The sequence below is a fragment of the Mesorhizobium sp. M0522 genome (assembly GCF_040321085.1).
GTDB lineage: Bacteria > Pseudomonadota > Alphaproteobacteria > Rhizobiales > Rhizobiaceae > Mesorhizobium.
The window spans coordinates 33,863-58,416 of sequence record NZ_JAMYQW010000027.1 but is presented as its reverse complement, the minus strand read 5'-3'; the positions used below and the strand labels follow the sequence as shown (position 1 = coordinate 58,416).

Genomic DNA, 24,554 nt, shown 5'->3' with positions numbered 1-24,554 from the left:
GCTTCCGTGCAAATGCTCCGGCATGCGAATTCTCCTCGTCGAAGACACGCGCGACGTTGGCGAGGCTATCAGCCGCCGCTTCGAAACGATCGGCCACGCAGTCGATTGGGAGACGGACGGCCGTGCTGCCGCAGAGATCCTCGATTTCACCTGCTACGATCTCGTCATCCTCGACGTCATGCTGCCCAGCCTCGACGGGTTTGAAATCGTTCGACGGCTCCGGCAGGCAAGGAATACGACCCCGGTTCTGATGTTGACGGCCCGTTCCGAGATAGAGGACCGCGTTGGCGCGCTCGATCTCGGCGCCGACGACTATCTGGTCAAACCGTTCGATTTCCGGGAATTGGAAGCGCGCGCCCGTGTTCTGCTCCGGCGGAAAAGCGGCGAGGCGACCAACATCGTACAGTGTGGCGATGTCGTGCTCGACCGCGGCAGCCGCTCAGTCCGAGTAGGCAGGCGCGAGGTGCAATTGAAACGACGCGAGATGACGTTGCTTGAGATACTGGCGTCGCGGCCAGGCCGCGTCTTCAGCAAAGATGAACTTATCGATCAGCTTTTCGGGTTTGACGAGCCGGCCAATCAGAACGCGATCGAACTTTATGTCGGGCGGCTGCGCAAGAAGCTGGAAGGCGCCAAGGCGCAGATCGTTACCGTGCGGGGCGTGGGATATCAGCTGGCTTCCGATGATACCGGCTGAGCCTTCCCTTTTCACGCGCCTGGCGGTCCGCATCTCGCTGGTGCTGGGCCTGGGTGCGGCTCTTCTGGTGAGTGCGGCGTCGTACTACGCACGTACCGCCGCCGATGACGCCTATGACCGGCTTCTGCTTGGTGCGGCCATCCAGATGGCAGACAGCCTTACGGTTGAATCCGGTTCGCTCATCATCAACCTGCCGGTATCAGCTTTTGAACTCCTGGGCCTCGCCAGCCGCGATCGCATCTTCTATCGCGTGATCGGCCCTTCCGGCGCGACGCTGACAGGTTATGCCGATCTGCAAACAGAAGTTGATCTGGCCGCAATACACGATGTCCCGGTATTGGAATCGGCGCATTATCGCGGCGAACCGGTTCGGATTGCGGTGGTGGCGCGCGCACTGTCCGATCCAGCCGTATCCGGTTGGGCGCATGTCATCGTTGGGCAGACCACGGAAGCCCGTCGCGCGCTCGCGGGTGAATTGACTCTCAGGGCGACCGTCCTCCTGGCGATCATGAGCATATTGGCATTGGCTGGAGCGATGATTGCTATTCGCTATTCTCTGCAACCGGTCAAGCATCTCGGAGCGACGCTCCGCCGTCGCGATCCACAAGACCTGACGCCGGTAACGGTCGTCGTACCGAGAGAATTGCGGCCCTTCGTTACTTCCATCAATTATTTCATGAGTCGGCTCGACGAGCGCGTGAAACTCCTGCAGCGCTTCATCGCCGACGCGGCGCACCAGATCAGAACGCCGCTGACAGCGCTAACGGCGCAGCTCGATCTGTTGAGTCAAGCCAAGCTGGACAAGTCGAGCCGCCAGCATCTCGATCGCGTACAGCAGCGCGCCAGCGAACTTGCGCGCCTGACCAACCAGTTGCTCAGCCACGCCATGGTCATCCATCGTGCCGATTCCGTGCAGCTTCAGCGGCACGATCTGGCAGATGTCGCACGGCGCGCTTTCCGTGCGGCGGTTCCGATAACTATCGATCCGGACATCATCGTCTCCTTCGAGGCGCCTGACGACGAGCCGGTCGTGCTTGCGGACGCCGTCAGCCTTCGCGAAGCGATCGTCAATATCATCGACAATGCCTTGCGCCATGGAGTAGTGTCGCGCCTTGAGGTCAGAGTACGCAGCGACGGTACGCGTGCCCATCTCGAGGTCGAAGATGACGGACCGGGCATTCCGCCGGGCGAGTGGGAGCGGGTCACGCAGCGCTTCGAAACGTCCAAATCTCATGACGGCAGCGCAGGTCTTGGTTTCGCCATCGCGTCGGAGGTTGCGGCGGCTCACGGTGGCGCGCTGACCTTTCGCGAGACAAGCAAGGATGGCGGGAAGGGCACGCAAGGGTTCACCGTCACCTTGACGTTGCCCATCGCCACGGAGAAGACCGGATGATAACGGGAACATTGCCGACATTCGGTTTGATGGCTGCCGTCCTCCTATGCATCGGTCACGCGGCAAGAGCTGCTGAAGGAAGCAGCGCATTTTTCCCTTCGTCTCAGCCGGAGAAGGACCGACTGTCGATCCACGCCGCGACCGATCTGGCGGCTATGCAACCACTGATCCGGGATTTTCAGTCCGTTTTCCCCAACGTGGCAGTCGACTATGTTGAATATGTCACCAACGACTTGCAAAGGAGTGCCAGTGAAGCCTGTCGGACGGACGCGGTGCTGGGCGACATCTTGTTGTCTCCGTCGGTCGACCAACTCGTGAAGCTCGCCAATGACGGCTGCGCGGCGCCGCACGTGTCGGCCGAAACCGCGCATGTCGCCAATTGGGCAAACTGGCGCGACGAGGTATTCGGCTTTACCTACGAACCGGCCGTCTTCGTCTATAACGCCCGCCTCGTGCCGTCCGGCGACGTACCGCGCACCCACATCGAACTCGCCGATCTTCTCAGGCGGCGGATCGATTTTTATCGCGGACGGGTCGGAACGTTCGACATCCGACTTTCGGGCATCGGCTACCTATTGGCGTTCAGTGATGCGCGGCAGACGACGGCGGTCTACGGTCGGCTTCTGGAAAGCATGAGCCGAGCGGAAACTGTGGTGCGTTGTTGCACCGCGGAGACCCTTCAGGACGTTGCAAACGGGAGCCTATATATAGGCTACAATATGATCGGGTCATATGCCTACGCGGCGGCCAGGGGCAATTCCGATTTGAGGGTCGTTGTCCCGCGGGACTATGCGCTGATACTCAGTCGTGGCGCGCTCATTCCGAAGACGGCGCCGAATATGGGCGTTGCCAAACGATTTCTCGACTACCTTCTGTCAGCCCGGGGACAGAAGGTTGCCAGGGATAGCGCCTTCTTTTTTGCCGAGAACGGGCAATTGCCTGAGGGAGCGGACGGCCCGGAAAAACTTGGGGAGTCTGGTATCGCGCGCGCCATACGCATCGGCCCTGCGTTACTTGCCGTACAGGACGAGGCGTTGCGCCGCCGCTTCATCGAGGATTGGAGCAAGTCCATGATCGATGCGCAGGGCCAGCGACCGTGACGCGTAGGATGCCGTCCCAAGATTTCAAAAATTCGGCAATACGTCGATGTGGCCGATCCGGCTGTCGTCGACAATCTGATCACGACCCATCGGGCCTAGTCGGCTGAGCAAACCTCGACATCGCCGTGACAGGTTGGTGACAGGTCAGGATGATACTCGCCTTTGTGCCTGGAGGCGTACGATTTAGGCGAACTTGGAGGAGACCCTAATGAAAAATCGTCTTGCGACGATGATGGCCGCGTTTTCGCTGTCAGCCGCTTTCGCGACGCTTGCCGCCGCTGCCGAGATCCCCGCCGGGTATCCGGACAACTACAAGGATCTGGTGGCCGCCGCCACCGCGGAAGGACAGCTCAGCATCTATTCGACGACCGATGCGGCGCTGGTCCAGCCCTTGCTCAAGGACTTCGAAGCAGCATTCCCCGGCATCGCCGTCGAATATTCCGACCTCAATTCCACCGAACTCTACAATCGCGTCATTGCCGAAACCGCTTCGGGCCAAGGCACGGCAGATGTCGCATGGTCTTCGGCTCCGGATCTGCAGATCAAACTTGCCTCAGACGGCTATGCGCAGGAATACAAATCCGTGGAGGCGGCCCACCTTCCGGCCTGGGCGTCCTACAAGGACATGGTCTATGGTACCACCGCCGACCCGGTGACTTTCGTCTACAACAAGCGTCTCGTGCCTGAAGGCGATGTTCCCGCAACCCACGCCGATCTTCTCAAGCTGATGACCGGGAAGACCGCAGAATATGATGGCAAGATCGCGTCCTACGATCCGGAAAAATCCGGTGTCGGCTTCTATTTCTACAACCAGGACGCCAAGAACTGGACCGATTCCTGGGCGCTTAACAAGGCTTTTGGCAAGGCCCATATCAAGCTCTACAGCTCCGCCGGCTCGATGATCGAGAAGGTCACGTCTGGCGAACATTCCATCGCCTATGGCATCTTCGGCTCATATGGCCTCGCCAAGCAGGCCAAGGACGAGAACCTCGGTGTGATAATCCCGAAGGACTATGTCCTGGTGACCACCCGCGCCACCGTCATTCCGGCGGAAGCCCAGGATCCCAATGCTGCGAAGCTATTCGTAGACTATCTGCTGTCGGCGCGCGCGCAGAAGCTGATCGCCGACGACATCAAGCTCTATGCCGTTCGTGATGACGTTGAAGGGGCAACCACGCTGGCGTCCATAAAGGCCGCCGCCGGTGAAAACGTTCACCCGATCGCGCTCGACGACAAGCTGCTCGAAGGTCTCGACGAGACGACACGGCTGGCGTTCCTCAACGAGTGGCAGAAAGCCATGAAGGGCGAGTAATCGCTTGATCGGGAGTGCCTCCACAGTCGGCTCTCTCACCCTTCTTGCTATTAAGAATCATCGGAACCGCGCGCTTGCGCTCTTGCTAGCGGACGGCCCCCGGCTTTGTTCGAGGCGATCATGCCCTTCCGTGTCTTTCGTGTCAGCACCAACCTCCTCGCCATCCTGGTGGTGCTGGCACCGGTCACCCTGATCATTTATCAGAGTTTTCTGTCCGCGCCTTTCTTCCAGAAAACCGCGCATCTGTCGCTGAACGCCTACAGCTTCATCCTCGCGGACGCGGATTTCTGGCTAGCGCTGACGACTTCGCTCAAGCTCGCGGTGGGCATGACGGTGATCGCAGTTCCGGTGGGAATCCTGCTGGCGTTCATCATCGTGCGCACCGACGTGCCGGGCAAGCGCTGGCTGGAGCCGATCATCCTGATCCCGGTTTTCATGTCGGCGGTGGTGCTGGCCTTCGGCTATGTGATGACACTGGGACCAGTCGGCTTCGTCTCGCTGGCGGTCAAGTCGATGATCGGCTACGTGCCCTGGAATGTCTATTCGGTGACATCGATCGCGATCATTGCCGGGCTCACCCATGTCCCACATGTCTATCTCTATGCATCGGCGGCGCTCCGCAACGTTGGCGCCGACCTCGAAGAGGCGGCACGCACCGCCGGCGCTGGCCCTTGGCGCGTCGCCGCCAGTGTGTCGCTGCCCATGGTGATGCCGGTGGTGCTCTATGCGGCGGTTCTGGTGTTCTTCCTCGGTTTCGAACTTTTCGGCCTGCCGCTGGTGCTTGGCGATCCGGAAGGCGTGCTGGTTCTCGCCACCTATCTCTACAAGCTCACCAACAAGCTCGGTGTCCCTTCCTACCAGTTGATGGCCGTAGTGGTGGTGGCGATCATCATGATCGCGCTGCCGCTGGTCGTGCTGCAGCGCTACATGCTGCGCAACGCCAGCCGCTATGTGTCTGTCAAAGGCAAGGGCAGTCGGCACAACCCCATCCGGCTGGGCGCTCTTCGCTGGCCGGCCTTCGCGCTTGTGGTGGCCTGGTTCGCGGCCACCGTGATCATACCGGTGGGCGGCGTCGCAATTCGTTCACTGGTGACAAGCTGGGGCGTCGGGGTGAATATCTTCCAGGTGCTGACGTTGGATCACTATCGCGATCTCGCTGACTATCCGAATGTCATCAGCGCCATTCTCAACACGGTCGGCGTCGCGGTGGTCGGCGGCGCGGCTTCGATCGCGGCCTATACTGCCGTGGCACTCGCCGGTCACCGCTCGAACGCACCCCTGACTAAAGTCGTCGATTACGTGGCCATGATACCGCGGGCGATGCCGGGCATTGTGGCTGGCCTGGCCATGCTGTGGATATTTCTCTTCTTCAAGCCGATCGCACCCCTGCGTGCCACGATGATCTCGGTATGGCTCGCCTATACCATTGTCTGGTTCGCCTATGGCATGCGGCTGATTTCCGGAACGCTCCTGCAGATCGGCAAGGAGCTCGAGGAAGCCGGCCGGTCAGTTGGCGCCAGCGAGGGCCGGGTCGCCCGGGACATCACGCTGCCGCTCATCCGCGGCGGCATGTTCTCGGCCTGGCTGTTGATCTTCCTGATCTTCGCCCGTGAATATTCGACGGGCGTCTATCTGCTCGGACCGGGAACCGAAGTGATCGGCTCGCTCATGGTTTCCCTTTGGGGCACCGGCGCGATCGATCTGGTCTCGGCTCTCGCCGTCATCAACACCGTCATCATCGTGACCGGTCTTGCCCTCGCGATGCGCTTTGGAGTCCGCCTCAATGACTGACATCATCATAGACGGCCTGCGCCTCAGTTACGGCAACCTTGAAATCCTGAAAGGTGTGTCCTTCTCGGTCGAACCGGGTCAGATCGTCGCCTTGCTCGGCGCGTCCGGGTCCGGCAAGACGACGCTCTTGCGAGCGGTCGCCGGTCTGGAGACACCCAAGAGCGGCAAGATACTGCTCGGTGACAAGCCGCTTTTCGATGCCGGGCAGAACATCAATCTGGCGCCGGAAACGCGCGGTCTCGGGCTGGTATTCCAGTCCTATGCGCTGTGGCCGCATCGGACGGTGTCCGAGAATGTGGGTTATCCCCTGAAGCTGCGCAAAGTGTCCCAGGCAGATGTTGCGAGCCGCGTCCAGAAGGCTTTGGACAGCATCGGCCTCGGCAAACTGGGCGAGCGCTATCCGCATCAGCTCTCCGGCGGACAGCAGCAGCGCGTGGCGTTGGCCCGTGCGCTGGTCTACGAGCCGAACGTGATTCTGCTCGATGAGCCGCTCTCAAATCTGGACGCCAAGCTACGCGAAGAAGCGCGGATCTGGCTGCGCCGCCTCATCACCAATCTCGGGCTATCGGCGCTGTGCGTCACCCATGATCAGGTGGAAGCCATGGCGCTCGCCGACCGCATCCTGCTGCTCAACGGCGGCCAGATCGAACAGGACGGAACGCCCAAGCAAATCTACAACAAGCCGAAGAGCCTGTTTGCAGCAGAGTTCATGGGCGCCAGCAATCGCCTTGACGGCGTGGTTACCGCCATCAACGGCAACCGTGCGGAAATTGTCGCCAACGGCATCCATCTTGTGGGCAGCGCCCAGCAGGAGCTGACCGTCGGCGCCAAAGTCACCGCACTCGTCCGGCTTGAGCGGGTGACGTGGTCCGGGGAGGACGGCCCTGGACGTATTGCCATGACCTGCGTCGAGAGCCTTTTCCTTGGCGATCGGCATGAAGTCATTTTCGAAAGCAATGACCTGACCATCCGGACCTATTCCCGGGACGCCCTTCCGTCCGGCCAATACCATGTCGAGTTCCCCTTCGAGGATCTGATGGTCTTCGCGGCGGAATGAACTTCGGCGTTCACCACCAAGAGGATCATTCTTGCCAACCGGCATGAACATTCTCGAGCGGCTGACCTGCCACGGGCAATTTCCTCCATCTGAGATTAGAGTCCGGCTCGATTGAAGGGCGGACTGATGAAAAGAATGCGGTTTACGGAAGAGCTGATCATCGCGGTCCTGCGTGAGCATGAGGCGGGGCAAAAGCGGGCGACCTGGCGCGCAAGCATGGGATCTGCGAGGCGGTTAGCCTTACACACGTGTTGAACGCGTGTTCGCTTGCGCATCACCGGGTATCAAAGCTAATGAAACCCGGAGAGGACTTGGCTGCTTCTGCAGGTGAAAAGTGCTGACTTTCTCATGGTTCTATCTCGCGTCGTGCCTGCTTGCGCTTATAGCGCTCGTCGCCGTTCTCGAACTCGGGCTGCTTCCGGCACTGCTTTCGGGCCTTCTCGTGTTCAATCTCGTTCATTTCGCCGCACCGATGCTCCATCGAATCGGCGTCTCCAACAGCCTGACGAAAAGCCTTGCGCTGACCTTGGTGGCATTGATCTTCACGCTCCTGATAGCCGCCGCTATCTTTAGCGGCATGTCGCAATTGACTGGCGGTTCGGAGAACGTCGTGACGCTCCTCAAGAAGATGGCCGAGATCATCGATACCGCGCGCGTCCATCTCCCGACCTGGGCGATGGCCTATTTTCCCTCGAACATCGAGGAACTGGAAGTCTTCGCGGCCCGGTGGCTCCGCGAACATGCCGGCCAGCTTCAACTCGTTGGGCGGGATGTTGGCGTCCTGGTGGTCCACATTGTCGTCGGCATGGTGATCGGCGGCTTGATCGCGGTGAGCTCGGCGGCGCCATCGCGCGAGCCCGGCCCACTGGCGGTCGCGCTGGCGGATCGTGTCAACATTCTGAGCAAGGCCTTTCGCAACATCGTGTTCTCGCAAATCCGGATTTCGGCGTTGAATACGTTTCTGACGGCGGTCTATCTCGTCGCTGTTCTGCCGTCCTTCGGCATCGATCTGCCATTCATCAGGACAATGATAGCGCTGACTTTCGTCGCCGGCCTTCTGCCGGTCATCGGCAATCTGATCTCCAACACGGTGATCGTGGTTGTCAGCCTCAGCATCTCCTTCCTTGCAGCGCTCGGCTCGCTTGCCTTTCTCATCATCATTCACAAGCTCGAATACTTCGTAAACGCCAAGATCATCGGTTCGCGGATCAATGCGCGTGCCTGGGAGCTTCTTCTGGCGATGGTTTTCATGGAAGCCTGGTTCGGTATGCCGGGTCTTGTCGCCGCGCCGATCTATTATGCCTATCTGAAGGCTGAACTGACGATGCGCGGGCTAATCTAGGGTTAGGGCAGGTGGCGATTTGACGACGCAAGCAAGGTTGCTGGGAAACCGCGCAAATTTGGCCACTCGCTGAACAGCACCATCTTGGTTAGTGAACCCTCAGGAGTTTCGTGACCGATTTGAAGGTTTAATAGCACGCCCCCTGCAAAGACATTAGACAGCGCTAAAACGTAAATTGTCCGGAGGCATGTAATCTGCTACTGTTTGATCACCGACAAACAGCTCTGGAAAGCCGTGCGTCGGACGTCATGCACAAGATCAACTCAAACCGGAGAACGGCCATGAAACGGCTTCTGACGGTCGCTGCCTTTTTGGCGGCAGGCAGTTTGGTTACGATGCAAGGCGCAGCCGCCGACGACGCTGCGATGATCAAGAGCGCTGAATCTGCTGCACCCCCTGCCGTGGCAAGCGGCGCTGCGGTCTACGCCGCGGATGAAAAGGGCGCCATGCGCACCCTGCGCGAGGGCAAGAACGGCTTCTGGTGCATGCCAGACAGCCCGTCCACGCCCGGCCCGGACCCAATGTGCGGCGATGCCAACGCGATGGAATGGGCGATGGCATGGATGGAAAAGAAGGAACCGCCCAAGGGCAAGGTCGGCTTCATGTACATGCTGTCCGGCGGTACCGATGGCAGCAACACCGATCCCTATGCGACGAAGCCCGAGGAAGGCAACAATTGGATAGAGACCGGCCCGCATGTGATGATCGTCAACGCAATGGACATGATGCAGGGCTATCCGACGGACCCCAAGCCTGACACATCCAAGCCCTATGTGATGTGGCCGGGCACTCCATACGCACATCTCATGATCCCGGTTAAGTAGCTGAAACGGAGTCACGCGGGCGCAAACGCTTGTTTGGCCCGCGCTTGTCCTGATAATTACAAACGCTTGCGGCGTCCGTGACCTTCAATCGAGAGTCTCGGCGGTCGGTAACGTGTTGGCCTGATCTCCCATCACTTTTCCGGCAAACGGAAAATTTCGTGACAGCTCGAACAGTCGCGGCCCTGCAACACCAACAAATTCGTATACTCGTCAGAAAGTGCATAGTCTTTGATGAACGTCGGGAGGAGTTCGCGTTGAACCGAACTATCCGAATGATCGCCACAGTTGCGCTGTGGAGCGTGCCATTATCGGGCCAGGCGCTTGCGCATGCTCGATTGGTCCAGGCTACTCCAGAGATCAATAGCACCATTGCCGCTCCGCCCACTGAGATTCGACTGCGCTTTAGCGAATCCATTGAGGCTCGATTCTCGGGCATCGATCTGTCGGGGCCGGATGGTGCGAAGATCACCACGGAGATCGCGGTGCGCGATGAGGACATGGTGTCACCTGTATCAAGGTCCCTTGCGCCGGGTGTTTATCAAGTTGATTAGCACGCGCTGTCAGCAGACGGGCACAAGGTGAAGGGCAATTTCAAATTTGAAGTCAGACCGTAGAAATGGACGTTGATGGCACTCTGGCCTTCGCCCGGTGGGTCTACTTCCTCTCAGTGATGATTCTATTCGGGTCGGCACTCTTCCCTTTCTATGCGCTAGACAGAACCGCGGCTTCCGCGCTTGCGCCTTTACCCCCTAACATCAATCCTGCCCTCGCACTTGCGGCCGCAATCTTCGCGGCAATTTGGCTGCTGTGCTTTACGGCCGGGCTCTCCGGACGCGAGGGTATGGTTGACACCTTGCACGGCGTTCTCATGGAAAGCGACTTCGGAACTGTTTGGTTTGTTCGCCTTTCGCTCGTTCTCCTGCTCCTGGTGATCAGCTTCTCGGGGCGGCCCGAATTGGTCGTCGGGCCGGCTTTCTTGCTACTGACCTGTGAGGGTTGGCAGGGCCACGCGGCGGCGTTGGGCCTTCTAGCCTCACTGACTCAAGCTCTCCATGTTGCAAGTGCCGGGGCGTGGATAGGTGGCCTCCTGCCCCTCGGCCTGCTAATCGCGGCAGCGCAGCGGCATCCATCCGAAGTCGCAGGCGTGGAAACCGTCCTGTGGCGCTTCTCCCGCTTTGGTATGGTGGCGGTTGCGCTCATTTTTTTTACGGGCGCTATGACCACTTGGCTAATGCTTGGCTCGTTCCCCGATCCGCGCAACAGCTACGGTCGAATTCTCCTGTTCAAGATCAGCCTATTCGTCGCGATGGTCGGTTTGGCGGTCTACAATCGATACGCCCTGGTCAGCCGCATGAAGTCCGAACCGGCCAAAAGTTTGGGCACATTGTCTCGCAACGTTGCGCTGGAGCAGATCATTGGGTTTGGGGTGCTTATGGATGTAAGCGCGCTGGGGCTTATGGATCCGTACGCGTGACGCGCTGACTTTGCAATTATCCGCTGGCAACCGTTTCTGCAATTCGCGATCGACACTCACCTCTATCCGCTTGGCGCACAGAGTGGCTGGCCGGTCTGGCTGCCGATCTCAACCAACGTTAGGACGTGTGGAGCGCGGATATATGCCTGCGACCTAGACACGATTCCATGCGTAAACGAGTAACTGCCAGCCCCAGCCGGCCAGCGTTCATCGCTCCTTTGATCCCCACCCTGGTGGAGAAGCCTCCCGAGGGCCGAGGGAATGGACACACAAGTTCGACGGCTACCGCGGGTCTTCAATGCGGACCGCGTCGGAGAATAACTGGCGAATGATACTACGGGGCGACGGCGCAGCCGCCGACAGTCGGATGCAGGTCGATCTCGTCGCAGCCGCTGGGCCCGCCAAATGGCACTCTTGACTAACGTGCCAGAGGGTCCATTTTTTGACCCTGCGGTGTGCTGATGTCGAAGCCCCTCTTTATCCCGGCGCTCGCTGCTATATGCCTGAGATCGCCGCTGGTGCGTGCCGATAAATGTCGATCTGGCGTTGGAAGCTTTTCACGGTATTTGTCTTGCCCATGGACCTGACTTCGAACGAACCGTCCTGCGGCCAGGAGACGCGGATGGACTCCGGTATCCGGCGACGCAGCACTTGCCCCCGTCGGTGACGTAGGCGCCTTCCAGGGCTGGGAGGCTACCGGTGACGACCTCCCGGCCAAAACCATGATCGCGGTGACAAAAGCCACTTGAATGGCAAGTCCGTGCAACCTTGCTCCATAAACCTATTCGATGTCGACCGCGCGGCATTCGAGGAGCGTTTCTTCGCCCGGACGGATGCCGAAACAATCGGCGAGGACAGAAACGGAATGCAAGTTTCCAAACTCTACATATTGACAGTCGGCAATCGCAAGCACTTGTCCATTTGACGTTCCCGAGGTCCGGATCACATCGAACAGGGTCATTGCAAGCTCGATCGCCGACGACTAGGGCGGATCAGCTGGTGTTATCTGCACGGGACGCGGGGCTTTTTGCGTTTGCAAGGAACTCGCGATAGGAATGCTCTGAATCGATCAGGAGCAGGAAATTGAGCGATCGGCAAAAGATCATCTGGATGATAGTGCTGGCAATCCTTGCTGGTATCGCGGTGATCATGCTCAAACATTGGCTGAAGGGCGACCTTGGGTAGCTGCCTCCTTAGATGAAGCAACACAGCCCTGATCGATCAAGGTTGGTATGGGCTTTGGCCCGTCCCATTTCGGCCTGCTTGCAATGGCAGGTGTCCTGCCTGATGCGGAATCGACGAGCGAAATGTGAGCGAAAAATGCAACTGACAGGCATGGTATCCGGCGCGGCGCTGTTGCTCGCTTCCACCGCGGCAGCGAACGCCCATCCGCATGTCTTTGCCGAAGCGAAGCTGGACCTGACCGTCGGTCCAGACAGGACGCTCAAGTCGCTTCGGCATCTCTGGCGTTTCGACGACCTCTTTTCCAGCACTGTGCTGATGGAATTCGACAAGAATTCCGACCTTGTCCTTGATGCGAAGGAACTCGATGAAGTCGCTCTCACCGTCCATGCGTCGTTGGCCGAGTACAACTACTTTCAGATGGTGACCTTGAACGGCAAGGACGTGACGATGGCGCCACCGCCGAAGTTCAGCGTCAGCTATGAAAACGATCAACTCGTCGTTCAGTTCGAAACGCAGCCGAAGGACCCGTTGGCCCTTGCTGGAAAAGTCAGTATCGGTGTCTACGATCCGACCTTCTACACGGCAATCGATTTTACCGACGACGACAAGCTTGCGGTGGCCGGTCTGCCGCAAGGCTGCTCACGTTCCGTCGTCCGTCCAGATCCGGACACGGCCATCGCGCAGAACCAGAAGAGCCTGACAGACGCGTTCTTCAGTGATCCGACGGGGACCGATCTCGGCAAGATTTTCGCGACGCGCCTCGAATTGACGTGCGGCTGACCCGGAGCCGGTTCGATGGCAATGTTCCAGACGCTGGTCGAGTTCCAACGCACGATCTACCTGGCGCTGGCCGAGCAGATCAAACTGCTTGCGGCCGGCGGCGGTTGGCTGGCGTTCACGGCCTTTCTGCCCATGGGCATTCTGTTCGGTGCGGCGCATGCGCTGACGCCGGGCCATAGCAAGGCTGTCCTGGCCACCTATCTGGCAGGATCGGATGCCAGCGTCCGGCGTGGGCTTCTGGTGTCGCTGACACTCTCCTTCACGCATGTAACGATTGCCGTGCTGATCGCGGCGCTCTCGTTGCCGTTGGTATCGATTGCCCTGGGCAGTGTTGGCCGCGCCCCGCTGCTGGAAGACGTCAGTCGGGGCCTGCTTGGCCTGATCGGCATTTGGATGCTCTGGCGCGCATTGAGCCACGGCCATCACCACAAGCATGAGGGCGAGGCCGTCGGCGTCATGGCCGGCCTGATCCCATGCCCGCTGACGCTTTTCGTGATGACCTTTGCGATATCCAGAGGCGTTCCGGTCGCCGGCATTCTTTTCGCAATCACCATGATGGCCGGCGTGGCGCTGACGCTGTCTTGCGTTGCGGTGCTGTCGATCCTGTTTCGTGAACGTCTGGTGCATTTTTTCGATAGCCGGCCACGCCTGTTCGATGCCATGTCCCGAGCCATTGAGGGCGCTGCCGGCTTGGCGCTTGCCGGCGTAGCCGTTTGGCAGATCACGTCGGGCTGAAATGCGGTGAACCATATCGAGGGGTGGATCAAGACCCGTTTACCTGGAGGTCAGCCGTGTCTTCGTCGCGGCGCAAAGCTTCGACGCGCATCTGCGCTCGTCGGTGGAACAGACGGATAGGTGACGCCCGACGCTCGAAGTGGCGCCGGGCGACCCTGTATGCGCTAGATCATACGCTTGATGTCGATGTAGTCGCCTTCAGTCTGGATCGTCAGGGTCACGTCGCTGCCACCGCGGTTGCGCCAGAACCAACCGTGATTTCCATCGAAGGCGGCTTCAATGGCACCTTCGTCAGCTGGAACGCTGCGACCCTTTTCATAGCTGACGGACTGACCGCCGCCATCGCCGTGCGTCTCGAAGTTCACCACGCCGCCGTCAGCTGTCCAGGAAAAGTTTGCCTTGGCGCCCTGCCGCATCACGAGCTTGACTTCGGCACCCTGGCCTGGCGCCAACGTGAAGGATAGCTCGTCTTGCCTTCCATCTGGCTGGATCGGGGCTTCCGAGGTTGCTTCGGCGGCAGGCGTTATAGCAATGGCCGGAGCCTCGGCAGGAGCGATCTCTCCAACTGTCACATTGTCTTGGGATACGGCCTCCCCAGTTGGCGACGGCTGCAAAGCAGGCCGTTCGGCGGTCAGGGCGACGAGGAGGTTTTCGATTCGGTCCATGCGCGCCATCAACTCGGCCGGAGGGACCATTTGCGTCATCCGCTCGGTTGGTGCCTTCGCGCTGGCCATTTCGTCGGCTGCCGCCTCGGCTGCCAGCTGTGTCTTGATTTCGCCCATTCTGGTGAGGCCGAGCAATCTGCCTGCTCCGGTCGGGTCGATCGCATACTCGGACGGCATGACGACCGTGATGACCAATGCGAAAGCCGTCAGCGCGGCAATGAAGGTGGAGCGCTTCAGCTGCGCTGACGTCGGCAAATCGGCGCGGCTGGGAAGGTCGGTGTTGTACATGATTCGGTTCCTTATGCGGCGACGAACAGGCCGGTGAGCTGATATCCGATCAGCAGGAAACCAGCCGTCATCATGATGACGTTTGCGGTATAGGCGTGGCGCCAGAAACTTCGTGTCCGGCGCCAGTAGCCCATCACGATCAGGATGGCGCCAAGAGCCAAGAGCTGCCCGATCTCGACGCCGACATTGAAGGCCAAAAGGTTGGGCACCAGGCCGTCCGACGAGATGTTGTATTCGATGATCTTCGTCGACAGGCCGAAACCATGGAAGAAGCCGAAGACAAGCGTCGCGACCTTGGTGTTCGGCTGGAAGCCGAGCCAGCTCTGGAAGGCGCCCATATTATCGAGCGCCTTGTAGACCACAGACAGGCCGATGATCGCGTCGATGATGTAGCTGTTGATGCCGACATTGAAGTAGACGCCGAGCAGCATGGTCGTGGAGTGGCCGAGCGCGAACAGGCTGACATAGATGCCGATATGCTTCATCCGGTAGAGGAAGAAGATCACGCCGAACAGGAACAGGATGTGGTCGTATCCCGTCACCATGTGCTTGGCGCCGAGATAGATGAAGGGCAGCACGTTGATGCCCGAGATTTCCTGGATATAGCCCTTGTCGCCGGCGGCGACGGCATGGGCGAAGGCTGCTCCGGCGAGCAGTGGCAGGGTCAGCAGAGCGATAAGCAGGGGCAGGGCGGTTCGCCAACGTGCGCGGCGCGAGCGTGACCGGCCCCGGTGGAAGGGTCCTTGCATGAGATTTCCAATCTTCGTCGTTGAGGGTGGCCGCGCGAGCGGCCGCGATCATGCGGCGAGGAATGGTCTCGGCGGTCGCTCGAGCCGGAATGTCGTGTCCGGATCGACGAAAGTCGGCGGATAATTCAGCCAGCCCCGCTCGACCTGTGGAACGGTCGGTGCGAAGTCGGCGGGCGTACTCGCCGCCTCGTGCGAGTGGTCTGCCGCATTGTGCCCGTGAAAATGATCAGAGTTCTGCTCGCCGGAAACGCCATCATCGTGTGCGTGGCCAAGATCTTCGATCTGCGCGGCGGCTCCGCCGTGACGTTCAACCGCGGCGGCTGCAATCGCGATCGGATCGTGTGAGGTCGAATAGCCGAAAGGACGCAGCACGCCGAACATCATCGCTAAAGCGATGACCAGGCAAAAAACCGTGCGGTGGATCCGATTCGGCATGAACGGCGATTATTCTCTAAAATCCTAACGAATGGTTTTTGCTACCTCAGAATCGAGGCCTCTTTGAGACTTGCATATCCCCTCCGGGAGGATAGTATTAACATATGAGCGACCAATCCCACACCCACGAAACCCACCCCGATATCGTCAAGCGCCTGAAACGGGCTGATGGACATCTCAAGGGTGTCATCGAAATGATCGAGGCGGGCCGGTCCTGCCTCGACCTCGCCCAGCAGCTTCATGCTGTCGAGAAGGCCATTTCGCAGGCCAAGAAGACCCTGATCCAGGATCATCTCAACCATTGCCTTGAAGACGTCGTCGGGCCGTTGGCGCGCGAGCAGCGCCGCTCGATCGACGAGTTCAAGGACATCACCAAGTACCTGTGAGAAGCGCCATGATGGACAAAGTTCGCGATTGGTTTGGGTTTGGCCCGATGACGCATGGCATGGGGGGGAACGGACATGATCACGGTGATGGCGGCCATGGCCACACACACGGTGTCATAGATCCGACGATCGCCACGACGACGCGCGGCATCTGGGCGATCAAATGGTCATTCGTCGTTCTGGCCATCACGGCAGCGCTCCAGCTTGTGGTTGTGTTCCTCTCCGGCAGCGTGGCGCTGCTGGCCGACACGATCCACAATGTCGGCGACGCGGCCACTGCCATTCCGCTGTGGATCGCGTTCGTGCTGGCCCGCCGCAAACCGAGCAAGACGTTCACCTACGGCCTGGGCCGGGTCGAGGATCTGGCCGGGATCGTCATCGTTCTCATCATCCTCTTCAGTGCCATCGTCGCCGGCTACGAGGCGATCGACCGGCTGATCAATCCGCGTCCCATCACGTTTCTTGGCTGGGTCGCCATCGCCGGCCTCATCGGCTTCATCGGCAATGAAGCGGTCGCCGTATTTCGTATCCGCGTCGGGCGAGAGATCAACAGCGCTGCGCTGATCGCGGACGGCTACCATGCCCGCACCGACGGCTTTACCAGCCTGGCGGTTGTCCTGGGCGCTATCGGCGTCTGGCTGGGCTTTCCGCTTGCCGATCCGATCGTCGGGCTGCTGATCACCGTGGCGATCTTCGCCATCGTCTGGCAGTCGTCGAAAGCCGTGTTGACCCGCATGCTCGACGGAGTCGAGCCCGCCATCGTCGATGAAATCCATCATGCCGCCGAACACGTGTCGGGCATCGGGCGCGTTGAAAGCGTGCAGGCACGCTGGATCGGACATCGTCTGCATGCCGACGTGGCCATCAGTGTTCCGGAGATGGCGACGGCCAAGGACGTGCTGGGCGTAACCGAAGCCCTCAAGGAGGAGCTGTTCGCCCACTTGCCGGCGTTGGCGGAAGCCAATGTCCGCCTGGTGAGCCCAGCCGGGCTGGCCGTCACTGGCGCGGAAGCCTCTCATGCTCACCATCATGCGCCGGAGCCCTTCAAAGTCGCCTGCGATCTGGCTGCGGGGACGTTGGAAATCGTCGACACGGCGGCCGGCGAGCGGATGCGGCTGACCATAGAACGGCACACCGATGATTTTACAGCCACGGTGATCATCGACCGACCCAATGGGCCGGAGACGCTTCGCCTCGAACCCGTCGCCGACAACCATCATCGGCTTGAGAGCACCGTCGCCCCTGCCGAACCGCATGAGTTCCAGGCAAGTCTGGTGCTGACCGCGAAAGATCGCGAACAGGTGCTGCCGTTCAAGATGGTCGAACCCGAAGGTCACCATCATTAGATCGACTGGCGGATATCCGGTTCAATGACCGATCTCGCGGCCTATGCTGGTCTGTTCCTGGCGGCCTTGATCGCCGCGACGATCTTGCCGATGCAATCAGAAGCAGTGCTGGTCGGCCTCTTGCTTGCGGATTATTCGCCCTGGCTGCTCATCGCGGTGGCCAGCGTCGGCAATGTGCTTGGATCGGTGATCAACTGGCTGCTCGGGCGAGGCATCGAGCGCTTTCGGGATCGGCGGTGGTTTCCGATGAACCAAGCGCAACTGGAACGCGCGCAAGACTGGTATCGCAGCTATGGGAAATGGTCGCTCCTGCTGAGTTGGCTGCCGGTTGTCGGTGATCCGCTGACCGTCGTCGCGGGCGTCCTGCGCGAGCCTTTTCGGGTTTTCCTTTTGTTGGTCACTGCCGCCAAGGCCGGCCGTTATCTTGTTCTTGCGGCCGTGACACTGAGCGTCATCTGACGTCGCGAATCTTCTCCAAGCTGAGCTGGTTAGGTCGACGGGTTCAAAGGAACCAGCCGAAGAGCCCCGTCTGATTTAATTTAGGCGGACGGGAAGCCCAGCTCTTTTTGACAGCGACCTTGTTGAGGGCCGCGCGCAGGCCTTTCGCCAGCTTCTGCGTATCGCGCGACCGGTCAACCAAGCTACGCCGCGGCGCTCTAGCCAACATCGACATTGTCAAGACATTCTTGTGGCCGCGCGCCAGGCCTGCACAACGAAGCTGTGCTGGTTCCATATCATCAGCGCTCCACTGACAGCCATGAGCGCGACCACAAGGCCGCGGAATTGTCGTCCACTCAGGCGTTCGAGCCAGCGCTTGGCCAGCAGATTGGCAAGCGCGGCGCCCAAACCCGCGGCTACGCCGTATACGGCCGCCTGACCACCGAGCGCGCCAAGTCCAGTGAATACCGCGATCTTGACGACATCGGTCACAAACGAGTTCACCGATTTCGTGGCGACCAACGTCTCCTTCTCCGAACCGTAGTTCAGATAGAGCGAATTCAGGACGGGTCCCACCGTGCCCATCAGCGCCGACAACAGCGCGACGATCAGGCCGGCCGGGAGGAACCACCAGCGCCGGGCTCGGTAGCTCCGCTCGCGCGCCCCGCCGCGAAATTCCCAGACTGCACCGATCAGATAGATTCCTATGAGTATCTGGAGCCATTCCGCCCGACTGTTGGCGAAGAGCCAGGAGCCCGCAGCGGCACCGGCGATGGCGCCCGGCAGGTACCAACGGACCAAGCTCCAATCTATGCGCGGATGGGATTGCCGATGAGTTCGGTCAAGGTGATGACCGGCGCAACCGCGGCGCTGCCTGTGATGAAAGTCACGGCCTATCAGCAATAGACCTCCGCCTCCGGCCGATAGGGTGTTCAGTGTCCAGGTGAGAACCCCGCCAACGCCAGGAGGCCTAGTCTAATCCAGTCCATCCGATCAGAACGAAGCGGGCCTTCGATCGTTCCGAACGCATCGATTCGCAAAAGCCAGGCTCGCCTCTTGAGTCTCGTGTGCGATGGAAATAATCACCCATTACCGGGCCAAACGCGGGCGCCCGGAAGACCGGACTCCGGCGCACCGTACCGCCGATACATTTGAAAACTGGTTGAAAGCGGACCGCTTAACCAGCCGGAGTTACGGTGAAGTCATCAAAATACACGTGACTGTCGGCCTTCGACCACAAGCCAACACGCCCGCTCACCGGCTCAGGCAGCGTGTCCTGGAGGTAGAGCTTGCCGTCGACATAGCCTTCGACCTTGGTGCCGGCGATGCGCACCTTCAGGTCGTGCCATTCATGGGTTGGGGTCGGGGTGTTCTTGACCCAGGTCACCGACGAGCGTTTGCCTTTCTCGAACTTCCACAACACAAGGTTGTTCTCCAGAGGGTTGGCGCGAATCGTGAGATAGTCGCCATTGGGCTTAAGGTTGAACAATATCCCAGCACCCTGGTCGATGCGGCCGCTGATGCCCTCGAAACGGACGGCGATCTCTCCATCGCGGAAATCTGGCGTGCGTTCAAAGACTGCGTAGGGGAAGTATGCATAAGCCTGGACGCGGTCGAGAAACTCGGCGTACCGCTCCTCATAGAGCGCCCGCGCCTTGTCTGCGAGACCAGCGGAAGTCTGTCCCTCCTTCCATTGGCGCCCGTCGACGGCCAACACCTTGTTGTCGGCTTCCATTTCGATCCGCCAAATGCCTACCACGCCGGGCATCGCCTTCGAATCTGTGCCAACTTCCTCGGCAGCAGCAAGGCCACCAAGCCGACACCTGCCGCGGCAATTGTCTTGAGGCGATGTAAGATGTCCACGGCTGATCTCCTTCTGGCTTGAAGTGTATTTGATGGCCGGTGCGCGGCGGCTCCGCCACCAAGCAACCCAGACGAGCAGCGGCAGGCCGCCGAGGAACCAGGGAAGCGCGATCCACGGAGCCGCGACGAGCGGATAGCCGGGATAATCGCCGGCCCCGGTCGCCGGCACGGGCAGAGGTACATTTGCGAGCCCATAAAGGAGCGGCAGTACCTCCTCGGTGCCGGTCGATCGACTGACGGCCGACCGGCCGCCATAGCTGTACTCGACTTCGCCATACGACTCATCGCTTGCGCTGCCGACAACACTCTGCTGGTCGCCTGCAAAACGGATGACAATCCGTGGAATGACCCGCTCGAGCTTCGATAGGACGCTTGTTCGCAAATCGGCGTACCGGGGGTCTTCGGGCGCCAGGTGAACGGTGACGGTCAACTGATCGCTGAGTTGCGCCAGGGCCTGTTGGTCGGCAAGCGAGAAAGAGTTCCGTCGGTCCTCGGTCGCATCGGCGGACCATCTGATCTGGGTAGCCGCGACCATCACAAGACAGGTCGCCACGAGGCAGATGAGCGAACGGACAAGCTTGATGCGCACGGTAGCACCCATGGGGAGCCACATGGCAGCGAGTGCGGCAAATCCAAGAATCGCCGCAAGCACCCCGACGACCAGACTGAGCGACAACAATCCGAGCTCAAAGGTGTGCAGCGTTTGCGTGAGCGACAGCCGCGACGACCAGCCAAGGAGGTCGGGTTGGCTGGCCGCCGCGAAGTCGGTGACCCACGACCGAGTGTGAAGCCGAGTGTGACAATCGCCGCGGTTGCCGCGCTCTCGGTAAGCGCAGCTGCGAATAACGCGATGGCGCCGACCAACAGGCCGTAGAGGAGATGTCCGAGAACAACATTCAGGGTCTCGGCGACGAACAGATGTCCACCCATGAACTCCCAAATCGCGAGCGCAGAGGGCGCAGGGATACTGGCAATGAGCCAAGCTGCGAAGACGGCGACCAGCTTGGCGCCAATCAAAGTCGGCGGTCGATAGGGCAGCTGGATCAGGAGCCGCAAGGCGCCGGACTCCTTTTCGTTGCCGAGCACGCGTATGGCAACAAAGGGAAACAGCAGCGTAACGGCGACGTAGAAGCCGCCGAACGTCGGAACCAGTACGCCGTCCAGCGGGGATAGTGCGCTCGCGAGCCCAGGCGAGGTGAGGGCAGTAGCGCTCGTTTCGCCGTAGAGCGACACGGCCTGAAAGAAGCTGAAGCCGATGAGAGGGCAGAGCATCAGCAGCATTGTCCAGAGCGGCCGGCCGCTCGCCATTTCCCGCAGCTCCTTGGCCAGCAAGGGGCCGAAGGGAGCGCCGAGCGGTACGGCTGCCTCAGGTGAGCGCAAGGAAAACCTCCTCCAACCCACCGGACGAAATTCCCGCACGCGCCCGCAGGTCGCTCAGGGATCCGATGCCGCGCACGCGGCCGTCCGCGAGCAAGACGAAACGGTCGCACATGCGCTCGGCATCGAGCAGTTGGTGTATCGCGAGGACGAGGCTGCGCCCCTGCGCCGCGACCTTGCGAAGCACGCTCATGATCTCGCGGGTCTGTCGTAAGTCGAAGCCGTCAAAGGGCTCGTCCATCAGCAGCACGGGATGCGGCGTGATCAGGGCAAGCGCCAGCATCAGTCGACGGGCATACCCCTTGGACAATTCAGACACGCGCTTGATTAACACCGGTGCAAGTCCGACGGCCCCGACTGTCTCCGCGACGTCGAGATGCGATGTCCGGTAGACATCAGCGAAGAACGCAAGAACATGTTCGACGTACTGGTCGCGCCAGGGCCGCAGGCCGTCGGGAAGGAAGAAGATCGACCTGCGGCGCGATGCAGGCGGCAGAGAGGCGCCGTGCCGGAGAATCCTTCCCGAGTCGGCCGGAAGAAGCCCGGCGATCGCTTCCAACAGCGTAGTCTTGCCGGCGCCGTTCGGCCCGATAAGACCGAGAACTTCGCCGGCCCCCTCGTTGAAGGCAACATCCGCCAACGCGGTTTGCTCGCCATAGCGCTTGGTCAACGCACCGACCTGAAGGGCATATCCTCCCTCTTGCCGTGTAGCGATTTGCGCCTTGTCAGACATCCGGCTTCGCATCAACATCGGCTGATTCCCTCCCTGCGTGCGATCGCGCGGAGGCCCAATATTTAGCTCTTCTTGACGGCGACCTTGTCGAGGGCTGCGCGCAGGCCTTTCGCCAGCTTCTGCGCATCGTCGTTCGCCCAGAAATGCATGAAGAAGAGCCGGGGCTGCTCATCGAGCATGTGGCTATGCAACGCCGTGATCTCGATGCCGTTGTCTTGTATGGCCTTGATAACCGGATTGACCTCCTTGGCGATCAGCACAAAATCACCCGTGATCGCTGCTTTGTCGCCGTCGGTCGATTGGAAGTTGATCGCTATGGCCGTGCCCAAGGCAGCCGGCACGTCCATCCCGTTCTCCTTGACCGGTTCGGCGCGCGGGATACTGAACTGGTAGACGCCGCCATTGGCCTTTCCTTTGTAACCAATAGCCCGGTCGACGGCCGCTGTGTCGAACTCGATCTGCTGCGTGGATGCTTGCGATTGTGACGCACCGGACGCGGCATTCTCCATCGGCGTCTTTGTCAGCGCCAAACCGGAATGAAGCGCTGTGGCGAGCGTGACGGGGTCACCCTGGCCGAAGACGTGCATGTAGAGTGTCATCGGTTCGGCGCGCAACAAGTGGTTGTGCACCGCAGTTATCTCGATCCCACCTTCTTCAAGCTTCTTCATGACCGGGTTCAGCTCGTCCTGGGTTAGAACGATGTCGCCCATGACCATAGTCTGGTTTCCCATGGGTTCGAACGCGACCCAGCCTCCGAGCGCAAAGCCGGGCTGAAGGGCCACACCGTCGAGCGAAACCTTCAGGTCCGTTCGTGGCAACCCGACCCGGTAGACGCCGCCAGGCATTTCCGTTCCGGCTTTGCCCAGTGTTTGCGCGACTGTCTGCCAATTGGATGCCGCCGATGCTGGTTCCAGCAGCGCCGAGACCGCGATCAGCATCGCGCCGCTCACGAGTTTTGCACGCATGGGAGTTCTCCTTGATCTGCCCCCATCGCCCAGCTTTTCAAGCCACGGCCGGTTTCATGGCAGGTGGCCAACTATGCGTTTCCGCCTTGCGGCGCGAAGCCCAGGCATAGAGCGCGTCGTAGATGACGAAGCCGTGCTTGAGCACTTCCTGGTCATCGGGCGTCACGTCCCTGAGCCCCATGGAGATCGCAAGCAGCCCCGCCGACTGTGGAGTAAGATCGTGCCGATCCGTGTCGGCGCCGCGAACGATCGAAGCGATCGTCACGATGGCTGGATCGCGCTCGAGGCCGTATTTCGAGACGAAGGTGTCGAAACTGCAGCCGTCGCCGACATGCGTGAATTCGACGCCCGGCACGTCGTACGGTGTGGCGCCCGTTTCCTGGGCAACACGGATCACCTGATCGGGTGGCACGAACAGGAATTCGGACTCCTTGTCGATGAAGCGGGCGATCAGCCAGGGGCAGGCAATGCGGTCGATGACCGGACGTTCGCGGGTAACCCATTTCACGGCCTTGTCTCCCTTGTTTTGGCAACAAGCCCAGGCGGCCCACTGCCATAAGGAGGTCAAGGCTACGCCCGAATATGAAATGATACAAGTGTTGCATTTATTTGTGCACGTGATACGGTTCACTTATGAGTGAGGGGGAAACGACGGAACAGCGCTGGCTGCTCCTTATCCATCGGCTGCCGAGCAAGCCGGCCTATTTCCGGGTGAAGATCTGGCGGCGGCTGCAAGGCATCGGCGCGGTCGCGGTAAAAAGCACCGTCTATGCACTGCCGGCCAATGCCGAGACGCAGGAGGATTTCGAGTGGCTCCTGAAGGAGATCGTCGCGGGTGGTGGCGAGGCGATGGTATGCGAGGCGCGTCTCGTCGACGGATTGTCGGATGCCGAGGTCCAAGCGCTCTTCGATGCGGCGCGTGATGCCGACTATGCGGAGATCGCCAAGGAAGCGCGTGGTCTCGCCACCGAGATCGGCGCGAACGCCACGCCGGAAAAGCGTGCGGAGACACGGTCGCAGCTCGGCCGAATACGCAAGCGGCTCGCCGAGGTGGACACGATCGACTTCTTCGGCGCCACAGGTCGCCTCGCGGTCGAGGGTTTGCTCGGCGAGCTCGAGACGCATCTCGTGGAGGACCGGCCCATGACCGAGGAGTCAAAGGCGACTGAGCCGATTACTGACCTCAAGGGCCGGATCTGGGTGACACGCCGCGACGTGCACGTCGACCGGATGGCCTGCAGCTGGCTAATCCGCCGCTTCATTGATCCAGACGCCGTCATCCGCTTCGTCCCGGGCAAGAGCTATGCGGCAAAACCGGGAGAGCTGCGCTTTGATATGTTTGACGGTGAGATCACCCATGAGGGCGACCGCTGCAGCTTCGAGGTGCTGCTCACCCGGGCCGGGCTTGACGACCCGGCGCTGCAGGCCATCGCCGAGATCGTCCATGATATTGACCTCAAGGACGGCAAGTTCGGGCGCGACGAGACGACGGGCATTGCCAGCCTAATCGCGGGCATCGCCATGACGAATAAGGGCGACGAGCAGCGGATCGGGCAGGGCGGCCCGGTCTTCGACAATCTCTACCAGTATTTCCGCCAGAAGCGCGGGTGAGGGGAACC

General features: G+C 60.4%; 26 protein-coding genes and 1 pseudogene. 17 read left to right on the top strand and 10 right to left on the bottom strand.

All coding sequences use genetic code 11. From position 1 onward, the window contains the following. The first annotated feature begins 22 nt into the window (after positions 1 to 22). From NKI58_RS24765 to copD, 11 genes and pseudogenes are all read left to right on the top strand, one after another. Positions 23 to 697 (top strand): response regulator transcription factor, encoded by a 675-nt coding sequence (locus NKI58_RS24765; protein WP_023722098.1) that lies wholly within the window; start codon positions 23 to 25, stop codon positions 695 to 697. After that, positions 684 to 2,090, top strand: a complete 1,407-nt coding sequence (locus NKI58_RS24760; RefSeq protein ID WP_023680193.1) for a sensor histidine kinase — start codon at positions 684 to 686, stop codon at positions 2,088 to 2,090. Before NKI58_RS24765 ends, NKI58_RS24760 begins: the two co-directional genes overlap by 14 nt. Next, positions 2,087 to 3,190, top strand: a complete 1,104-nt coding sequence (locus NKI58_RS24755) for an ABC transporter substrate-binding protein (RefSeq protein WP_031212986.1) — start codon at positions 2,087 to 2,089, stop codon at positions 3,188 to 3,190. Before NKI58_RS24760 ends, NKI58_RS24755 begins: the two co-directional genes overlap by 4 nt. Positions 3,191 to 3,398: 208 nt before the next feature. Further along, the gene (locus NKI58_RS24750) at positions 3,399 to 4,502 is read left to right on the top strand and encodes an ABC transporter substrate-binding protein (protein WP_023680191.1); all 1,104 of its coding nucleotides are present in this window, start codon (positions 3,399 to 3,401) and stop codon (positions 4,500 to 4,502) included. 120 nt (positions 4,503 to 4,622) lie between these two features. Continuing rightward, positions 4,623 to 6,293: an ABC transporter permease gene (locus NKI58_RS24745; protein WP_352508356.1), complete on the top strand. Its 1,671-nt coding sequence runs from the start codon at positions 4,623 to 4,625 to the stop codon at positions 6,291 to 6,293. Beyond that, a complete protein-coding gene (locus NKI58_RS24740) occupies positions 6,286 to 7,350 on the top strand; it encodes an ABC transporter ATP-binding protein (RefSeq protein ID WP_023680188.1) in 1,065 nt (354 codons plus the stop codon). The genes NKI58_RS24745 and NKI58_RS24740 overlap by 8 nt, the downstream gene beginning before the upstream one ends. Before the next feature lie 126 nt (positions 7,351 to 7,476). Next, a pseudogene (locus tag NKI58_RS24735) lies at positions 7,477 to 7,583 on the top strand (transposase); the annotation flags it as partial. A gap of 101 nt (positions 7,584 to 7,684) precedes the next feature. Further along, positions 7,685 to 8,692: an AI-2E family transporter gene (locus NKI58_RS24730; RefSeq protein ID WP_023680187.1), complete on the top strand. Its 1,008-nt coding sequence runs from the start codon at positions 7,685 to 7,687 to the stop codon at positions 8,690 to 8,692. 248 nt (positions 8,693 to 8,940) lie between these two features. Then, positions 8,941 to 9,516, top strand: a complete 576-nt coding sequence (locus tag NKI58_RS24725) for a hypothetical protein (RefSeq protein ID WP_245274844.1) — start codon at positions 8,941 to 8,943, stop codon at positions 9,514 to 9,516. A 158-nt stretch (positions 9,517 to 9,674) separates the two neighbouring features. Beyond that, positions 9,675 to 10,067: a copper resistance protein CopC gene (locus NKI58_RS24720; RefSeq protein WP_084641759.1), complete on the top strand. Its 393-nt coding sequence runs from the start codon at positions 9,675 to 9,677 to the stop codon at positions 10,065 to 10,067. 65 nt (positions 10,068 to 10,132) lie between these two features. Beyond that, positions 10,133 to 10,990: a copper homeostasis membrane protein CopD gene (copD, locus tag NKI58_RS24715; protein WP_023680184.1), complete on the top strand. Its 858-nt coding sequence runs from the start codon at positions 10,133 to 10,135 to the stop codon at positions 10,988 to 10,990. Between the two features lie 781 nt (positions 10,991 to 11,771). Here copD and NKI58_RS24710 read toward each other — a convergent pair. Further along, positions 11,772 to 11,951 carry a hypothetical protein gene (locus NKI58_RS24710; protein WP_023680183.1) on the bottom strand — a complete coding sequence of 60 codons (180 nt, stop codon included), beginning with the start codon at positions 11,949 to 11,951 and terminating at the stop codon, positions 11,772 to 11,774. 359 nt (positions 11,952 to 12,310) lie between these two features. Here NKI58_RS24710 and NKI58_RS24705 point away from each other — a divergent pair, with 359 nt between their 5' ends. Both NKI58_RS24705 and NKI58_RS24700 read left to right on the top strand, forming a co-directional pair. Beyond that, a complete protein-coding gene (locus NKI58_RS24705; RefSeq protein WP_023680181.1) occupies positions 12,311 to 12,955 on the top strand; it encodes a DUF1007 family protein in 645 nt (214 codons plus the stop codon). A 21-nt stretch (positions 12,956 to 12,976) separates the two neighbouring features. After that, positions 12,977 to 13,690 carry a HoxN/HupN/NixA family nickel/cobalt transporter gene (locus NKI58_RS24700; RefSeq protein WP_031212981.1) on the top strand — a complete coding sequence of 238 codons (714 nt, stop codon included), beginning with the start codon at positions 12,977 to 12,979 and terminating at the stop codon, positions 13,688 to 13,690. Positions 13,691 to 13,854: 164 nt separating this feature from the next. Here the strand turns inward: NKI58_RS24700 and NKI58_RS24695 are convergent, their stop codons facing one another. The 3 genes from NKI58_RS24695 to NKI58_RS24685 all read right to left on the bottom strand — a co-directional run bounded on the left by NKI58_RS24695 (position 13,855) and on the right by NKI58_RS24685 (position 15,773). After that, the gene (locus NKI58_RS24695) at positions 13,855 to 14,550 is read right to left on the bottom strand and encodes a hypothetical protein (protein ID WP_502898842.1); all 696 of its coding nucleotides are present in this window, start codon (positions 14,548 to 14,550) and stop codon (positions 13,855 to 13,857) included. Between the two features lie 104 nt (positions 14,551 to 14,654). Then, complete coding sequence (locus tag NKI58_RS24690; RefSeq protein ID WP_023680178.1) at positions 14,655 to 15,392, bottom strand: HupE/UreJ family protein; 738 nt, start codon at positions 15,390 to 15,392, stop codon at positions 14,655 to 14,657. A 48-nt stretch (positions 15,393 to 15,440) separates the two neighbouring features. After that, positions 15,441 to 15,773, bottom strand: coding sequence for a hypothetical protein (locus tag NKI58_RS24685; protein ID WP_352853801.1), 333 nt, complete (start codon positions 15,771 to 15,773; stop codon positions 15,441 to 15,443). Positions 15,774 to 15,931: 158 nt separating this feature from the next. Here NKI58_RS24685 and NKI58_RS24680 point away from each other — a divergent pair, with 158 nt between their 5' ends. The 3 genes from NKI58_RS24680 to NKI58_RS24670 are packed head-to-tail and all read left to right on the top strand — an operon-like array spanning position 15,932 to position 18,018. Then, entirely contained in the window at positions 15,932 to 16,213 is a 282-nt protein-coding gene (locus NKI58_RS24680; protein ID WP_023680176.1) for a metal-sensing transcriptional repressor, read from the top strand. 8 nt (positions 16,214 to 16,221) lie between these two features. After that, positions 16,222 to 17,559 carry a cation diffusion facilitator family transporter gene (locus tag NKI58_RS24675; RefSeq protein ID WP_352718472.1) on the top strand — a complete coding sequence of 446 codons (1,338 nt, stop codon included), beginning with the start codon at positions 16,222 to 16,224 and terminating at the stop codon, positions 17,557 to 17,559. Between the two features lie 24 nt (positions 17,560 to 17,583). Then, positions 17,584 to 18,018, top strand: a complete 435-nt coding sequence (locus NKI58_RS24670; RefSeq protein ID WP_023680173.1) for a YqaA family protein — start codon at positions 17,584 to 17,586, stop codon at positions 18,016 to 18,018. 216 nt (positions 18,019 to 18,234) lie between these two features. Here NKI58_RS24670 and NKI58_RS24665 read toward each other — a convergent pair whose 3' ends face one another. The 6 genes from NKI58_RS24665 to NKI58_RS24640 all read right to left on the bottom strand — a co-directional run bounded on the left by NKI58_RS24665 (position 18,235) and on the right by NKI58_RS24640 (position 23,443). Next, entirely contained in the window at positions 18,235 to 18,900 is a 666-nt protein-coding gene (locus tag NKI58_RS24665; protein WP_198023649.1) for a sulfite exporter TauE/SafE family protein, read from the bottom strand. Between the two features lie 274 nt (positions 18,901 to 19,174). Continuing rightward, the gene (locus tag NKI58_RS24660; protein WP_352718476.1) at positions 19,175 to 20,449 is read right to left on the bottom strand and encodes a hypothetical protein; all 1,275 of its coding nucleotides are present in this window, start codon (positions 20,447 to 20,449) and stop codon (positions 19,175 to 19,177) included. After that, positions 20,395 to 21,240 carry an ABC transporter permease gene (locus NKI58_RS24655; RefSeq protein ID WP_245274843.1) on the bottom strand — a complete coding sequence of 282 codons (846 nt, stop codon included), beginning with the start codon at positions 21,238 to 21,240 and terminating at the stop codon, positions 20,395 to 20,397. Before NKI58_RS24655 ends, NKI58_RS24660 begins: the two co-directional genes overlap by 55 nt. Then, on the bottom strand, positions 21,227 to 21,970 hold the full coding sequence (locus NKI58_RS24650) for an ABC transporter ATP-binding protein (RefSeq protein WP_023680169.1): 744 nt from the start codon (positions 21,968 to 21,970) through the stop codon (positions 21,227 to 21,229). The genes NKI58_RS24655 and NKI58_RS24650 overlap by 14 nt, the downstream gene beginning before the upstream one ends. Positions 21,971 to 22,032: 62 nt before the next feature. After that, positions 22,033 to 22,935 (bottom strand): DUF1259 domain-containing protein, encoded by a 903-nt coding sequence (locus NKI58_RS24645; RefSeq protein WP_023680168.1) that lies wholly within the window; start codon positions 22,933 to 22,935, stop codon positions 22,033 to 22,035. A gap of 37 nt (positions 22,936 to 22,972) precedes the next feature. Continuing rightward, on the bottom strand, positions 22,973 to 23,443 hold the full coding sequence (locus NKI58_RS24640) for a chromate resistance protein ChrB domain-containing protein (protein WP_023680167.1): 471 nt from the start codon (positions 23,441 to 23,443) through the stop codon (positions 22,973 to 22,975). A gap of 203 nt (positions 23,444 to 23,646) precedes the next feature. On the opposite strand from NKI58_RS24640, the gene NKI58_RS24635 reads away from it, so the two are divergent. Next, positions 23,647 to 24,546, top strand: a complete 900-nt coding sequence (locus tag NKI58_RS24635; RefSeq protein ID WP_352853797.1) for a chromate resistance protein ChrB domain-containing protein — start codon at positions 23,647 to 23,649, stop codon at positions 24,544 to 24,546. Positions 24,547 to 24,554 lie beyond the last annotated feature (8 nt).

What these genes read in the sequence shown, in the direction of transcription:
- NKI58_RS24765 (WP_023722098.1), top strand. Translation starts at nt 23, where the DNA reads ATGCGAATTCTCCTCGTCGAAGACACGCGCGACGTTGGCGAGGCTATC.
- NKI58_RS24760 (WP_023680193.1), top strand. Translation starts at nt 684, where the DNA reads ATGATACCGGCTGAGCCTTCCCTTTTCACGCGCCTGGCGGTCCGCATC.
- NKI58_RS24755 (WP_031212986.1), top strand. Translation starts at nt 2,087, where the DNA reads ATGATAACGGGAACATTGCCGACATTCGGTTTGATGGCTGCCGTCCTC.
- NKI58_RS24750 (WP_023680191.1), top strand. Translation starts at nt 3,399, where the DNA reads ATGAAAAATCGTCTTGCGACGATGATGGCCGCGTTTTCGCTGTCAGCC.
- NKI58_RS24745 (WP_352508356.1), top strand. Translation starts at nt 4,623, where the DNA reads ATGCCCTTCCGTGTCTTTCGTGTCAGCACCAACCTCCTCGCCATCCTG.
- NKI58_RS24740 (WP_023680188.1), top strand. Translation starts at nt 6,286, where the DNA reads ATGACTGACATCATCATAGACGGCCTGCGCCTCAGTTACGGCAACCTT.
- NKI58_RS24725 (WP_245274844.1), top strand. Translation starts at nt 8,941, where the DNA reads ATGCACAAGATCAACTCAAACCGGAGAACGGCCATGAAACGGCTTCTG.
- copD (WP_023680184.1), top strand. Translation starts at nt 10,133, where the DNA reads ATGGACGTTGATGGCACTCTGGCCTTCGCCCGGTGGGTCTACTTCCTC.
- NKI58_RS24710 (WP_023680183.1), bottom strand. Translation starts at nt 11,951, where the DNA reads ATGACCCTGTTCGATGTGATCCGGACCTCGGGAACGTCAAATGGACAA.
- NKI58_RS24705 (WP_023680181.1), top strand. Translation starts at nt 12,311, where the DNA reads ATGCAACTGACAGGCATGGTATCCGGCGCGGCGCTGTTGCTCGCTTCC.
- NKI58_RS24700 (WP_031212981.1), top strand. Translation starts at nt 12,977, where the DNA reads ATGTTCCAGACGCTGGTCGAGTTCCAACGCACGATCTACCTGGCGCTG.
- NKI58_RS24690 (WP_023680178.1), bottom strand. Translation starts at nt 15,392, where the DNA reads ATGCAAGGACCCTTCCACCGGGGCCGGTCACGCTCGCGCCGCGCACGT.
- NKI58_RS24685 (WP_352853801.1), bottom strand. Translation starts at nt 15,773, where the DNA reads ATGTTCGGCGTGCTGCGTCCTTTCGGCTATTCGACCTCACACGATCCG.
- NKI58_RS24680 (WP_023680176.1), top strand. Translation starts at nt 15,932, where the DNA reads ATGAGCGACCAATCCCACACCCACGAAACCCACCCCGATATCGTCAAG.
- NKI58_RS24675 (WP_352718472.1), top strand. Translation starts at nt 16,222, where the DNA reads ATGATGGACAAAGTTCGCGATTGGTTTGGGTTTGGCCCGATGACGCAT.
- NKI58_RS24670 (WP_023680173.1), top strand. Translation starts at nt 17,584, where the DNA reads ATGACCGATCTCGCGGCCTATGCTGGTCTGTTCCTGGCGGCCTTGATC.
- NKI58_RS24650 (WP_023680169.1), bottom strand. Translation starts at nt 21,970, where the DNA reads ATGTCTGACAAGGCGCAAATCGCTACACGGCAAGAGGGAGGATATGCC.
- NKI58_RS24645 (WP_023680168.1), bottom strand. Translation starts at nt 22,935, where the DNA reads ATGCGTGCAAAACTCGTGAGCGGCGCGATGCTGATCGCGGTCTCGGCG.